Genomic DNA, 13,449 nt, shown 5'->3' with positions numbered 1-13,449 from the left:
CGTCTCCGCCCGCGGTGTTACCTTGCGGAGGCCGGCCGCGGGACTCCGGTGCGACTTCCGGGACTTGCCTATGAAGCAATGATTCAGCTGTTCGCGCCCTCATTCCCCGGCCGGCACCGACGTTCGCAGCCGCCAGTACAGCAGTCCCGGGGGGAAGAGACGATGGCGGAGACCCTCTCCGACCTCATCGCGGCCGAGGACGTGCTGCTCTTCGTCAACGCCGCCGTGACGGCGACGGGCCAGCGCGAGTTCCGGTCGGACGCACAGGAGCAGCGCCTGTCGCTGTCCTTCCTCCACGAGTACGTACGGGTCAACTACCGGCCCCTGTACGCCGCCACGCTCGCCCTCGACATCAACGACCACAACGCCGCGCTCATCATCGAGGCGCTGCTCCGCACGGCGGCCGAAGCGGGCGGCGCCGAGGCCAAGCGCGCCGAGGGGCGGCTCATCGCGGCCCGGCTGGCCACCTTCCCGCCCCCGCGCGTGTACCGCCTCTTCCGCGCGCTGCGCGCCGCCAGGGTCAACAACCGCCGCACGCGTGCGCTCATACGCGACTGGCTGGCGGCCCGCCCCGACCCGGCGTACGACGCGGTGAAGTACCGCACCGGGATGAAGACGGCCGCCCGCCACGCCCATGCCCCGCTGCCGGGCGACGAGGTGGGGCGGTTCCTCTTCGCGTCCCGCGGCCACCTGGGGTACGACCACGCCCTCCTGGACGCGCACCACCGCGCCTACTACGAGCAGGCGGCGGTCTACGAGCTGCCCTTCACCGTCGCCGAGGGCTTCGCCGCCCACCACGGCATCCCGCGCGAGGTCTTCCTGGAGCGCATCGCGCCCCGGATGACCCGGCTGGAGCGGCTGCGCACCCAGCGCACCGGCCCGGCCGCGGACCTCTCCGGCATGCCGCTGACCCGGCTCGCGCTGTACGCGCTGTCGCTCGGCGTCGAGGAGCGGGTGGCGCGGCGCGCGGAGCTGACGGGCGCGCTGCGGGCCGCGGCGCGCCGGGCGGCGGGGCCGTACGCCGGGACGTGGGGGCGCGTCGCGGCGGTCCTCGACGACAGCTACTCCGCGTCCGGCTCCGGTGAGAAGCGGCGCCGCCCGCTCGCCGTGGCACTGGGCTGCCACTTCCTGCTGGAGGCGCTGGCGACGGCGTACACGCCCCTGTGGACCTCGGGTGGCACGGACGCCCTCCTCGTGCGCCCCTGGGGGCCGACGCCGCTCGGTACGCGGATCCTCGACGCGCTGGAGGCGGAGCCGCAGCGGCTCGTGATCGTCTCGGACGGGTGGGACAACGCGCCGCCCGGCCTGGCCGGCGAGGTGTTGCGGGTCTGGCGCACCCGGCTCGACCCGGAGCGGCGTACCAGCGTGGTGCACCTGAACCCGGTGTACGACGCCGACGGCTTCGACGTGCGGCGCCTCGCGCCGAGCGTGCCGACGGCCGGGATCCGGGACGCGGAGGACCTGCCCGCCCTGGTGGAGGTGGCGCAGTTCGCGGAGGGGCGCACGGGGCTCGCGGAGCTGCGGGCGTACTTCGACCGGCGGGTGGAGCTGTTCCTGGAGGGCGTGTCGTGACCCGGATCGATCTGGCGGGCCTGACCGCCCGGCCCGCGCAGGTGTGGGGCGGCATCCGGCTCGTACCGCTGGTGCGGGCCGAGCCGCTGGAGGGGCTGCGCCTGCACCGGCGGGTCTACGGCGGGTACGGCGTGGTCGACGTCGGCCCCCGTACCGAGTACGTGTCGTACATCCCGCACGGTCTCGTGGCGGACTGGTCCGGCGGCAAGGGGCAGCCGGCCGAGTCGGCGGCGTACGGGACCCGGCTCGGCGCGGACGACGCCGGGGGCGGGCCGCCCTGCGGCGTCCCCGTCCGGGTCCACCACCGCCTGGTCAAGGGCGAGCGGCGCACGGGGCGGGTCCGCTTCCTGCCGCTGCACCTCGCCCTGGAGGGGTACCTGGCGCTGCACTTCGGCGGCCCGTCCATCGTGTGGGAGGAGTGGTCCCGGCAGGCGGTACGCCAGGGCCTGTCGCCGCGCGCGGAGGACGCGTACGCCGGGCGGCGGGTGCGCGGGCTCGGTGAGGCGCTGCGCGTCTTCGAGATCCACCCGGGCCAGTGCGGGGTGATGGTGTACGCGGCGGACGCGCTCGCCGCCGCCTTCGTCGTCCCGCACCCGGACGACTACCGCGCCCTGCATCCGTCGCTCATCGAGGACCTGTACGGCGAGACGGTGTACCAGTACGCCCTGTACGGCGCGCCGGTCCCGGAGTTCACCGCGCGCATCCCCGACACCGCCGCCCCGCGCACGCTCGCCGGTCTGCGGGCCGCGGCGCGGGCGCAGGAGCGGGCGTGGACGGAGTCGCACGACGGGCTCATGGCGCGGGACCTGCTGCAGACCCCGTACGCCTTCGAGCGGGTGCGGCGGATGGGCCCGTACGCGCTGTACCGGTTCCTGCCGCCGTTCCTGCGGGGCGGCGGGACGGAGCAGCACATCGGGGAGCTGATCACCGACCACAAGGGGCGGACGGCCTATCTGAAGACGTTCCGGCTGTCGGAGAACCAGGTCCGGCGCGGCTACCTGCTGCGGCGGCTGGCGGACTGCGACTGGCACCTGGGGCGTACGGCGGAGGCGCTGGGCACCGGGTACGCCGAGTTGGTGGCGCGTGTCCGGGCCGCCGGGTTCGGTCCGTTGCTCGACGCGCACGCCGTCGCACAGGGTGTGAAGAACCGAGGGGCATAAGGGGCGTTCCGGAGCATTACGGAAAAGCTGAGTAACACGGGGTTCACAATCGGGACACCGTCGGGAAATCCCGTGTTGCCAAGCTTCCCGGAGCGCGACACCCGCTGCACCCGAAGGATGAGGCACCCCCGTGACCATCAAGGCCGAGTACATCTGGATCGACGGCACCGAGCCGACCGCCAAGCTTCGCTCGAAGACGAAGATCCTCCCGGCGGGCGCGGCCACCGGCGTCGCCGAGCTCCCCATCTGGGGCTTCGACGGATCCAGCACCAACCAGGCCAAGGGGCACTCCTCGGACCGTGTCCTGAAGCCGGTCTACGTCTGCCCGGACCCGATCCGCGGCGGGGAGAACATCCTGGTGCTGTGCGAGGTCCTCAACACGGACATGACCCCGCACGAGTCCAACACGCGTGCGGCGCTGGCCGAGGTCGCGGAGCGGTACGCCGCCCAGGAGCCGATCTTCGGCATCGAGCAGGAGTACACCTTCTTCGACGGCACCCGTCCGCTGGGCTTCCCGGCCGGCGGCTTCCCGGCCCCGCAGGGCGGCTACTACTGCGGTGTCGGCGCCGACGAGATCTTCGGCCGTGACGTCGTCGAGGCGCACCTGGACAACTGCCTGAAGGCGGGCCTGGGCATCTCCGGCATCAACGCCGAGGTCATGCCCGGCCAGTGGGAGTTCCAGGTCGGCCCGCTGGCCCCCCTGGTCGTCGCCGACCAGCTGTGGATCGCGCGCTGGCTGCTCTACCGCACCGCCGAGGACTTCGGCATCTCCGCCACCCTCGACCCGAAGCCGGTCAAGGGCGACTGGAACGGCGCGGGCGCGCACACCAACTTCTCGACGAAGGCGATGCGCGAGGGCTACGACGCCATCATCACCGCGTGCGAGGCGCTCGGTGAGGGCTCGAAGCCGCTGGACCACGTCAAGAACTACGGCGCGGGCATCGACGACCGCCTGACCGGTCTGCACGAGACGGCCCCCTGGGACCAGTACTCCTACGGCGTGTCCGACCGCGGCGCCTCGGTCCGCATCCCGTGGCAGGTCGAGCAGGACGGCAAGGGCTACATCGAGGACCGCCGTCCGAACGCCAACGTCGACCCGTACGTGGTGACCCGCCTGCTGGTGGACACCTGCTGCGAGGCCCTGGAGAAGGCCGGCCAGGCCTGATCCGCCGTCACCCGACGCACCCGGGAGGGCGTCCGCCGATTTTCGGCGGGCGCCCTCCCGCGCGTACGGGGGTTTCTGCTTGAATAGCGGTATGGCCAGCCTCCGGAACACCGCCACGGGTCGCAGCGACGACCTCGAGCCGTTCTGGCCGTCCCGTCAGCACCACGACTTCGACCGGGTGTGTTGCCGCGCGAGGAACGCGTCGGCCCCCTAACGCCTCTGAAGGCCCCTCAGGTCCCTCACGCCTTCGGCCGTCGCGCAACGACGTACTCCCGTCCCTCCGCGCGAAAGAGCTGACCTCATCATGGCGAACACCCGTACCGCCGTCCCTGTCACCGCCCTCCCGCCTGTAGCCCCTCTCCCCCTGCCGTCCGGCCGGCACCGGCTGCGTGCCGTCGGCCGGGACGAGGTCGTCGACGTCTCCGAGCTGATCCCGCCGGGTGCCACCTGGCTGCCCGCGCCGCCGCACGCCGTGCCCGTACTGCCGGGGCAGCCGCCGATGGTCGGCTACCTCGTCCTCGTACCGGCCGAGCAGGGGGAGGCCCTGCCCGGCCCGGCCGCCGTGGTTCAGGGGCCGGCCGGCGGCCCTGTGGTCATCGACACGGTCCGCCGCACCGCCCTGGTGGACGGGCGGCCGCTGGAGCTCACGTACCTGGAGTTCGAGCTGCTGGCGCACCTGGTGGCGAACCCGCACCGCGTGCACACGCGCGACCAGCTGGTGACCACCGTGTGGGGCTACGGCCACGTCGGGGACGGGCGCACCGTCGACGTGCACGTGGCGCGGCTGCGCCGCAAGCTGGGCGCCGAGCACCGCCGTACGATCCAGACCGTACGGCGGGTCGGCTACAAGTACGCGCCCTAGGAGGCGTCCTGCGCGGCGCGCCGGGAGGCGCGCCCGGCGAACAGTCCGAGGGCCGCGTCCAGCACCAGGAACGCCAGCAGGCTGATGCCGAGCATCGGTACGAACCAGCCCACCAGCGCCGTCCCGGCCGCCAGCGGCAGGAGCAGCGTGGCCGGCACCCTGCGCCAGGCGCCGCGCGGCACGGGGCGGCCGAAGCTCAGCGTCCGCTCCTTGGTGGGCCTGCGCAGCCACCACATCCGGTAGCCCCACAGGATGAGGAGGATGAGGCCCACCATGAGGGCGGCCAGGGCCAGCTGGTTGGGCAGGCCCAGGTAGACGCCCATGTGGGCGTCGATGCCGATGCGGGTGAGCTGGGCGAGGAGCGGGTAGTCGGCGAACCGCAGCTCGTCCAGGATCCGCCCGTCGGCCGGGTCGACGGCGACCGAGTCGAGGTGGGCGGGGAACTGCGTGTCGGTCTCCTTGACGACGTAGCCCTTGCCGTCGGCCGGGAGGGTCACCGCGATCTTCCCGGCGACGCCCGCGGCGGCGGCCGCCTCGACGGCCTTGTCGATGCCGACGTCCGGCCCCGCCGGCGCCTGCGGCTGCTGGTGGCCGGCGCCGTGGCCCTCGTGGCCGCCGCCGTCCGTCGTGGGCGCGGCGCCGCCGAGGGTGGCGGAGACGGTGGGCGTGGTGCCGCCGAGCCGGGCCTGGAGCGCGTCGACGTTCTCGCCGGCGTACCGCGACCAGGTCAGACCGGTGGCGGAGAGCAGGACGAGTCCGGTCACCGCCCACAGGCCGACCGCGCCGTGCCAGGAGAGGGTACGGCGACGGGACTTGGGGCCGCGCTCGGGCAGGAACAGGGACCGCTTGGCGGCGCGCCTGCGGCCGAGCCAGAGCAGCAGGCCGCCCAGGGCGACGACCCACATCCAGCTGGCGGCCAGCTCGCTGTAGTGGCGGCCGAACTCGCCGAGCTTCAGGTCCGCGTGGAACTGGGAGAGCCAGGCCCGCAGCGGGAGGGCGCCCGAGCTGCCGTAGCTCGGCAGGTCCCCGCGCACCTCGGCGGTGTAGGGGTCGACGAAGACGGCGAGGGACTTGCCCTCCTCGACGTCCGGGCTGCTCATCAGGACGCGCGTGGTGGCGCCCTCCTCCGGTGACGGCCACACGGCCGTCACCGTCCCTTCGGGATGGGCCGTACGGGCGGCGTCCACCTGTGCGGAGAGGGGCAGGACCCGCTCTCCGACGGGGGTGCGCAGCTCGTGGTCGTACACGACCTTCTCGATCTGGAAGGAGAGGGCGTACAGCAGCCCGCTCACGGCGGCGACGAGGAGGAAGGGGGATATGAGGAGGCCCGCGTAGAAGTGGACGCGCAGGAGGAGGGGGCGCAGGGCGCCCCACGTCGAACCGTCCCGTCTGGGGGTGGTTTGTTCTGGTACGGAGGTGGTGGTGCGGTCGTCAATGGCCATGACTGTCCTAGGAGTCGGCGTTGTCTGCGGTGTCCGCAGGGGGAAGCGGCCCCCAGGTCAGACGAGCGCGGCTCCGGGGACCGTGGCGCGGGGTACGGCGAGCGCGGGCGGCCCGCGCCGCGACAGGCTGTGCGCGAGGACGACGCCGTGGTGCCGCCGTACGGGACGCGGGCGGGCGCCGCGCGGCGGGCGCGGGGCCTCGGGCAGCCGTACGAGGGCGAGGAGCAGCCGCAGCGGCGTGAAGGCGAGGGCGCCGACGGCGCGGGCGAGCCGGAAGAACGCGGCCTCGCCACGGGCCAGCCACAGGCCGCAGACGCCCGCGGCGAGCAGGTGCGCGGCGAGCATCCCGGCGGACGCGCCGCCGAGGCCGATGTCATCCAGGCCGACGACGTCCAGGCCGATGGCGTCGAGGAGGGAGCCGGTGCCGCGGCCCGCGTCACTCATCTCCATGCCGCCGTGGCCGTGGTCGTAGCCGTGGCCGTGACCGTGGCCGTGCGGGCGGCCCGCGCCGAAGGTCACGTGCAGGGCGGCCTGGAGGCCCAGGAGACCCGTCGCGATGAAGGCCGCCCCCCTGCGGCGGGCCGCGGCCAGCCAGGCCAGGGCGGTCGTCGCGCCGAAGGCGGCGAGCAGCGCGGGCAGGGGGATGTCATGCGCAGACATGGACGAATGCCCCACCGCGGCCAAGGTCACGCACACCGCCGCGAAAAGTGCGGCACGCAGGGCGCGCAACGGCGACCGGGGCTCCGTCATGGTCCGCTCATGCTGCCACCCCCGCGCTGCGGGCGGGAGCCCCGGGGGGCCGGAGTGCCGTCTTCCGCGATGTTCCTCCCGCAGCGGAACCGCTGGTCAGTGCAGGGGCCCACGCGGCAGAGTCGCCGTCATGAGACTTCTGATACTCGGTGGTACGGAATTCGCGGGGCGCGCGGTGGCGGAGGCGGCCCTCGCCCGGGACTGGCAGGTGACGGTGTTCCACCGGGGCCGCCACGAGCCGCCCGCGGGGGTGAGCGCGCTGCTCGGCGACCGCACCGCGCCCGACGGGCTGGGCCTCGCCGCCCTCGCGGACGCCGGCCCGTGGGACGTGGTCGTCGACACGTGGACGGACGCGCCCGTCGCCGTACGGGACGCGGCGCGGCTCCTCGCCGGGCGGGCGGGCCGGTACGTGTACGTCTCCAGCCGTTCGGTGTACGCCTGGCCCCCGGCGCCGGGGCTCGCGGAGGACGGGCCCCTGGTGGAGGGGTCCCCGGACGCGGCGGACGTGCCGTACGCCGAAGCGAAGCGCGGCGGGGAGCTGGCCGCGCTCGGGGCGTTCGGCGAGGACCGGACGCTGCTGGTGCGGGTGGGCCTGATCCTCGGGCCCGGCGAGAACGTGGGCCGACTGCCGTGGTGGCTGGGCCGCATCGCCCGGGGCGGTCCGGTCCTGGCCCCGGGCCCGCGCGACCTGCCGCTCCAGTACATCGACGTGCGCGACCTGGCGGAGTGGACCCTGGACGCCGCGGAGAGGGGGCTCTCGGGCGCGTACAACCTGGTCTCCCCGTCCGGGCACACGACCATGGGCGGGCTGCTGGACGCCTGCGTACGGGCCACCGGTGCGGACGCCGAGCTGCGCTGGACCGAACCGGAGGCGATCGTCGGCGCGGGCGTCGAGCCCTGGACGCAGCTGCCGGTCTGGACGCCGCCGGGCGAGCTGCACGACGCGATGCACCGCGCCGATGTGTCGAAGGCGCTCACGGCGGGGCTGCGGTGCCGGCCGGTGGCCGAGACGGTCGACGACACCTGGGCGTGGCTGTGCGCGCTCGGGGGCGCCGCGCCGCAGCGCCCCGACCGGGCGCAGGTGGGGCTGAGTCCGGAACAGGAGGCCGGGGTGCTGGGGCTGGAAAGGTGAAGAAGCCGGCACGGCTGGAGTAGTACGCACCCTTTGCGGATGTGGATTTCTACGAACCCGGGCAGGGGCTGAACGGGCCGCGCGCGCCTTCCGTATGGAACGGAGCGGTTCTCCCCTCCCGGGATTGGAGTTCCATGGGACGCACACGAAAACGCTCGACACTGGCCAACCGGGCGATCGCCGCCTCGGCTGCCTTGCTACTGGGCGGGGGTGGGCTGGTCGCGGCCAATTTCTACGCATCCGCGGGTGAGAGCTGGTCCAGCCCGCCACCCCAGCGGCAGAACACCCTCAACGCCGGGCAGCAGATCTCCACCATCGACTGCCCCGAAGTCGCCAACGGCCTTCCCCAGGTGCCCGACGAAGCACGGGGGGAGGTGGACCGGGAACTGGCGAACATGGACAGCCAGATCACCGAGGCGTACCAGCGGTTCGCCGAGGAAAAGCAACGGATCCAGCAGGATCCCCGGTTCGCCGACAACGCCATTCTCAATCCGCTCAAGGACAAGCGGCTGGCCGCCATCGAACGGATCACCGTGGCCATCGGCCGGAACGCGGACCGCCCCGAGGGGTTGCGGAGCATGGCGCCCTGCACACTGCGCGCGGACGACGCCAACACGTTCGGCGGCGGTGGCGCCCAAGGCCAGGACCAGAATCAGAACCAGAACCAGGGGCAAGACGGCCAGGACGACAACCAGAACCAAGGCCAAGGCCAAGGCCAGGGACAAGGCCAGGGGCAGGCCGGCAACGGGCCCGTCGCCGGGGACTTCGTCGACATCCAGTCCGTCCAGCCCAACGTCCGCACCCCGCGCCAGCTGAGCGGAGCCTCCCGCGGGAGCTTCGTCACCGACTGCGGCCGCAACGAGAACGGCAAGTTCAACCCGGACAACGTCATCGTCGCGCCCGGCGTGAGCAATGGCGCCCACCACATGCACGACTACGTCGGCAACCAGGCCAACGACGCCTTCGCGAGCGATGCCGACCTGGCCCGGGGGCAGACCACCTGCCGTAATCAAGGCGACAAGTCGACCTACTTCTGGCCCGTACTGCGCCTGCAGAACGGACAGAACGAGAACGACGCCAATGCCGACGGCGGCGGGAACGACCAGAACGTCGGCGAAATCCTGACGCCCTCCCAGGTCACGATGAATTTCGTCGGCAACCCGGTCTCCAAGGTGTCCCCGATGCCGCGCTTCCTGCGCATCATCACCGGTGACGCCAAGGCCTTCACGAACGGTGACGCCAATGCGAACGCGTCCTGGAGCTGTACCGGATTCGAGAACCGCCAGCTCAAGGACAAGTACCCGATCTGCCCGCAGGGCAGCCAGGTGGTGCGCACGTTCAAGTTCCAGAGCTGCTGGGACGGCCGGAACACCGACAGCGCGAACCACCGCACGCATGTCGCCTTCGCCAACGCGAACGGGCAGTGCCCCCGGGGCTTCCGGGCGATTCCGCAGCTCGTGCAGCGCATCGTCTACGACGTGCCGCAAGGGACGGTCTTCGCCGTCGACTCGTTCCCCGAGCAGCTCCACAAGCCGATCACCGACCATGGAGATTTCATCAACGTCTTCAACAGCAGGCTGATGAACCAGATGGTGAACTGCATCAACGGCGGTCGCCGTTGCGCGTGATCACTTGACGGGTGATCACGCCGATCACCATCTGATCCGTCACCCCCTTCCCTGCGCGGTCAGCTCCCGTGGTGACCCGAGTGGGACCCTTCGTGCCCTCCGTGTGAGGCGCCGGTCTCCACGTCACCACCGAGCCGGCCGCGCAGTGCTGTGACCACCTTCTGGTCGCCCGACACGACCCACTTGCGGCCCACCAGGTAGGCGCCGCCGTAGTCGTTCGCCTCGTTGATCCACTCGCGCTGGCCCCGGTCGGTGGCGAACGTGGTCAGGACGTACTTTCCGTCCTTCGTCTCACACGTCGCCTGACGCAGCTCCTTCGCGTCCGTCGAGATGTCCGGCTCGCAGGCGGCCTTCTCCGCGAGCTGCTCCAGGGTGCCCGTCGCCGTGGGCGCCGTCGGTGGCGCCGCGTCGGTCCCGCGCTCCGCCTCGCAGGCCGCGAGGAGCGGAAGGGTCAGGGATATCAGGGCGGTCGCGGCCACCCGTGCGGTGCGCGTACGCGTACGCGTTCGTCGTTCCGTGCGCATCTGGCCATCGTGCCGGTTCGCACCCCTGTTCCGGGTGCGAACCCGGGGTAACGTGCGACCCTCACGCATCTGATGGCACGTCAGCACCATGGAGGAGCGCCGTGGCCGGAGTGTCGAGACGTACGTTGCTGGGGACCGCCGGAGCGATCGGCGCGGGCGCCGCCCTCGCCGGGAACGGGCAGCACGCCATGGCGTACGGGACGCGGGACGGGACAGGGCCCGGGCCGCGGGACGACAGCCGTACGGCGCCGGCCCGCGCCGCCCTCGCGCGGCTCCTGCCGGACCACGCGGACCAGTTCCGCCTCCGCCACCTCACCGGCGGCCCGGAGCGCTTCCGCGTCACCGGGTCGCCGGGTCCCGGCGCGGCCCGCGTCGAGGTCGCGGGAACCAGCCCCGCCACCCTCCTCACCGGCGTCCACTGGTACCTGAAGTACGTGTGCGGCGCCCACCTGTCCTGGTCCGGCTCCCAGCTGCGCCTCCCCCGTACGCTGCCGTCCCCGCGCGAGCCGCTCGCGCACGAGGCGACCGTCCCGCACCGGTTCGTCTTCAACGACACGCACGACGGCTACACCGCGCCGTACGCCGACTGGGCGCGCTGGGAGCGGCTCATCGACGTCCTCGCCCTGCACGGCTTCAACGAGGTCCTCGTCACCGTCGGCCAGGAGGCCGTCTACCACCGGCTGCTCATGGACTTCGGGTACACGGACGCCGAGGCGCGCGCCTGGCTTCCCGCGCCCTCGCACCAGCCCTGGTGGCTGCTGCAGAACATGAGCGCGTACGGCGGCCCGCTCGACCCCGGCCTGATCGCCCGCCGCGCCGCGCTGGGCCGCCGCATCGCGGACCGGCTGCGCGCGCTCGGCATGGCCCCCGTCCTGCCGGGGTACTTCGGCACCGTCCCCGACGGCTTCGCCGCCCGCAACCCCGGCGCCCGCACCGTCCCGCAGGGCGTCTGGGCGGGCCTGAGGCGCCCCGACTGGCTGGACCCGCGCACGCTCGCGTTCCGGCGCGTGGCGGCGGCGTTCTACCGCCACCAGGCCGAGCTCTTCGGCGACGTACGGCACGTCAAGATGGACCTGCTGCACGAGGGCGGCTCGGCGGGCGACGTGCCCGTACCGGACGCCGCCCGGGCCGTCGAGGCGGCGCTCCAGGAGGCCCGGCCCGGCGCGCTCTGGATGATCCTCGGCTGGCAGGCCAACCCGCGCCGCGAGCTGCTCGACGCGCTCGACAGGACCAAGGTCCTGGTCCTGGACGGGCTCTCCGACCTGGAGGCGGTCACCGACCGCGAGCGCGACTGGGGCGGGGCGCCGTACGCCTTCGGCACCATCCCCAACTTCGGCGGCCGCACCACCCTCGGCGCCAAGACCCACGTGTGGGCCGACCGCTTCACCGCCTGGCGCGACAAGCCGGGCTCCGCCCTGGCGGGGACGGCGTACATGCCGGAGGCCGCCGAGCGCGACCCGGTCGCCCTGGAGCTCTTCTCCGAGCTCGCCTGGCGGCGGGAGCCCGTCGATCGGACCCGCTGGTTCGAGGCGTACGCGGACCTGCGCTACGGCGGCCGGGACGCGCACGCCCGGGAGGCGTTCGCGGTCCTGCGGGACACCGCGTACCGGATCACCAGCCGCGACGGCCGGCCCCACGACTCCGTCTTCGCCGCCCGCCCCTCCCTGGACGCCCGCTCGGGCGCCCACTACGCCACCCACTCCCCCGCCTTCGACCCCGCCCGCTTCGACCGGGCCTTCGCCGCGCTGCTCGCCGTACGGGAGCCGCTGCGCCGTTCGGACGCGTACCGCCACGACCTCACCGACCTGGGACGGCAGGTCCTCGCCAACCGCTCCTGGCACCTGATCGGACAGCTGAAAGCGGCGTTCACGCGCGAAGACCCGGACACCTTCCGCGCCCTGTCCCGGCTGTGGCTGCGGCTGATGCGGCTCAGCGACGAGATGACCGGCTCCCACCACGCGTTCCTGCTGGGGCCGTGGCTCGCCGACGCACGCCGCGAAGGGCTGGAGCGCACCGCGCGCGTGCTCGTCACCACCTGGGCCGACCGCCCCACCGCCGACGGCGGGCGCCTCGCCAACTACGCCAACCGCGACTGGTCCGGCCTCATCGCCGACGTCCACCTCCCCCAGTGGCAGGCGTACCTGGACGACCTGGAGGACGCCCTCGCCCAGGGCCGCGCCCCGAAGACGTTCGACTGGTACGCGGTCGAGGAGGCGTGGACCCACGGGACCAAGACCTATCCCGTGCGGCCCCGCAACGATCCGTACGCGACGGCGCGCAGGGTCCATGACGTCCTCGCCCGCGCGCCCTACCAGGGCGCGGTCACCGTCTCCGGTGAGCCCGCCGCGCTGCGCCCGGGCGGCACCGCGCTGCTCACGGCGGCCTTCCGGAACGTCAACGGCCTGCGCGCCACCGGCCGCGTCGGCTTCGCGCTCACGGGCTTCGGCGACCAGCCGCCCCTGGAGCTGCCGCCCGTCCCGCCCGCCGGCACCGGACACGTCTCCTGGGAAGTCACCGCCCCCGCCCGCCCCCTGTCCACCCCCGTCGAGCCGCTCCCCTACGAGCTGCGCACGACGTACGGCCCCGAGGGCGAGGAGCCGGTCACCGCCGTCCAGCGGGGCGACCTGTACGTCGCCGGGCCCCTCCGGGACGCGGCGTGGCGTACGTACGCCACCAACGGCGCGGTCTTCGGGCAGCTCGGCGACCGGTACGCGATCAACGGCGGCGGCGCGGACCTGTGGAGGTCCACCGCCGAGTTCGGCGCCCTCTACCGGGAGGGTGTCCTGGCGGAGGGAGGCGCGCTCACCGTCCGCGTGGACACGCAGGACGCGACCGGCGCCTGGGCGCGGGCCGGGATCGCCGTCCGCGACTCCCTGGCCGCGCCGCGCTCCACCGGCTTCCTCAACCTGGCGGTCACCCCCGGCAACGGCGTGGCGCTGACGTACGACGCGGACGGCGACGGCGCCATGGACACCTACCGGCGGATCACCGGCGTCACGGCCCCGGTGCTGCTGCGCCTGTCCCGCGCGGGCGGCGCGTACACCGGCGCCTGCTCCACGGACGGCGGCGCGACGTGGCGTACGGTCGCCACGGTGCGCGTGCCGGGCGCGGCGGCCGTGCAGGACGCGGGCCTGTTCATGACCGCCGGGAACGGCGGCGGCGGGGCGCGCGGCACGGTGGAGTTCAGCGGACTGACGGGCTGGTGACCGCGTCC

At 73.5% G+C, this 13,449-nt stretch carries 10 protein-coding genes; 7 read left to right on the top strand and 3 right to left on the bottom strand.

Annotation, left to right across the window (positions count from 1 at the left end; genetic code table 11):
- Positions 1–162 precede the first annotated feature (162 nt).
- The 4 genes from AC07FJ_RS02710 (at position 163) to AC07FJ_RS02695 (ending at position 4,759) form a co-directional block, all read left to right on the top strand.
- Entirely contained in the window at positions 163–1,572 is a 1,410-nt protein-coding gene (locus AC07FJ_RS02710; RefSeq protein ID WP_479044529.1) for a hypothetical protein, read from the top strand.
- Positions 1,569–2,732, top strand: a complete 1,164-nt coding sequence (locus tag AC07FJ_RS02705; RefSeq protein ID WP_479044528.1) for an ARPP-2 domain-containing protein — start codon at positions 1,569–1,571, stop codon at positions 2,730–2,732. Before AC07FJ_RS02710 ends, AC07FJ_RS02705 begins: the two co-directional genes overlap by 4 nt.
- A 130-nt stretch (positions 2,733–2,862) precedes the next feature.
- Positions 2,863–3,897, top strand: a complete 1,035-nt coding sequence (gene glnII / locus AC07FJ_RS02700; RefSeq protein WP_479044526.1) for a glutamine synthetase — start codon at positions 2,863–2,865, stop codon at positions 3,895–3,897.
- A gap of 304 nt (positions 3,898–4,201) precedes the next feature.
- The gene (locus AC07FJ_RS02695; protein WP_479044524.1) at positions 4,202–4,759 is read left to right on the top strand and encodes a winged helix-turn-helix domain-containing protein; all 558 of its coding nucleotides are present in this window, start codon (positions 4,202–4,204) and stop codon (positions 4,757–4,759) included.
- On the opposite strand, the gene AC07FJ_RS02690 is transcribed toward AC07FJ_RS02695, so the two are convergent.
- Both AC07FJ_RS02690 and AC07FJ_RS02685 read right to left on the bottom strand, forming a co-directional pair.
- On the bottom strand, positions 4,756–6,201 hold the full coding sequence (locus tag AC07FJ_RS02690) for a PepSY-associated TM helix domain-containing protein (RefSeq protein ID WP_479044522.1): 1,446 nt from the start codon (positions 6,199–6,201) through the stop codon (positions 4,756–4,758). The two genes, AC07FJ_RS02695 and AC07FJ_RS02690, sit on opposite strands and share 4 nt — an antisense overlap.
- A gap of 57 nt (positions 6,202–6,258) precedes the next feature.
- Positions 6,259–6,861, bottom strand: a complete 603-nt coding sequence (locus tag AC07FJ_RS02685) for a hypothetical protein (protein ID WP_479044520.1) — start codon at positions 6,859–6,861, stop codon at positions 6,259–6,261.
- Positions 6,862–7,081: 220 nt separating this feature from the next.
- Between AC07FJ_RS02685 and AC07FJ_RS02680 the strand changes: the two genes are divergently transcribed.
- Together AC07FJ_RS02680 and AC07FJ_RS02675 are read left to right on the top strand one after the other, a co-directional pair.
- Positions 7,082–8,083, top strand: coding sequence for an NAD-dependent epimerase/dehydratase family protein (locus tag AC07FJ_RS02680; protein WP_479044518.1), 1,002 nt, complete (start codon positions 7,082–7,084; stop codon positions 8,081–8,083).
- Positions 8,084–8,217: 134 nt separating this feature from the next.
- Complete coding sequence (locus tag AC07FJ_RS02675; RefSeq protein WP_479044516.1) at positions 8,218–9,711, top strand: DUF1996 domain-containing protein; 1,494 nt, start codon at positions 8,218–8,220, stop codon at positions 9,709–9,711.
- 59 nt (positions 9,712–9,770) lie between these two features.
- Here AC07FJ_RS02675 and AC07FJ_RS02670 read toward each other — a convergent pair whose 3' ends face one another.
- A complete protein-coding gene (locus tag AC07FJ_RS02670; protein ID WP_479044514.1) occupies positions 9,771–10,235 on the bottom strand; it encodes a hypothetical protein in 465 nt (154 codons plus the stop codon).
- A 101-nt stretch (positions 10,236–10,336) separates the two neighbouring features.
- Here AC07FJ_RS02670 and AC07FJ_RS02665 point away from each other — a divergent pair, with 101 nt between their 5' ends.
- Positions 10,337–13,441: an alpha-N-acetylglucosaminidase TIM-barrel domain-containing protein gene (locus tag AC07FJ_RS02665; protein WP_479044512.1), complete on the top strand. Its 3,105-nt coding sequence runs from the start codon at positions 10,337–10,339 to the stop codon at positions 13,439–13,441.
- Positions 13,442–13,449: the final 8 nt, after the last annotated feature.

It is taken from the genome of Streptomyces sp. NPDC045998 (assembly GCF_056430285.1).
This window is presented reverse-complemented; position numbering and strand designations above follow the sequence as displayed.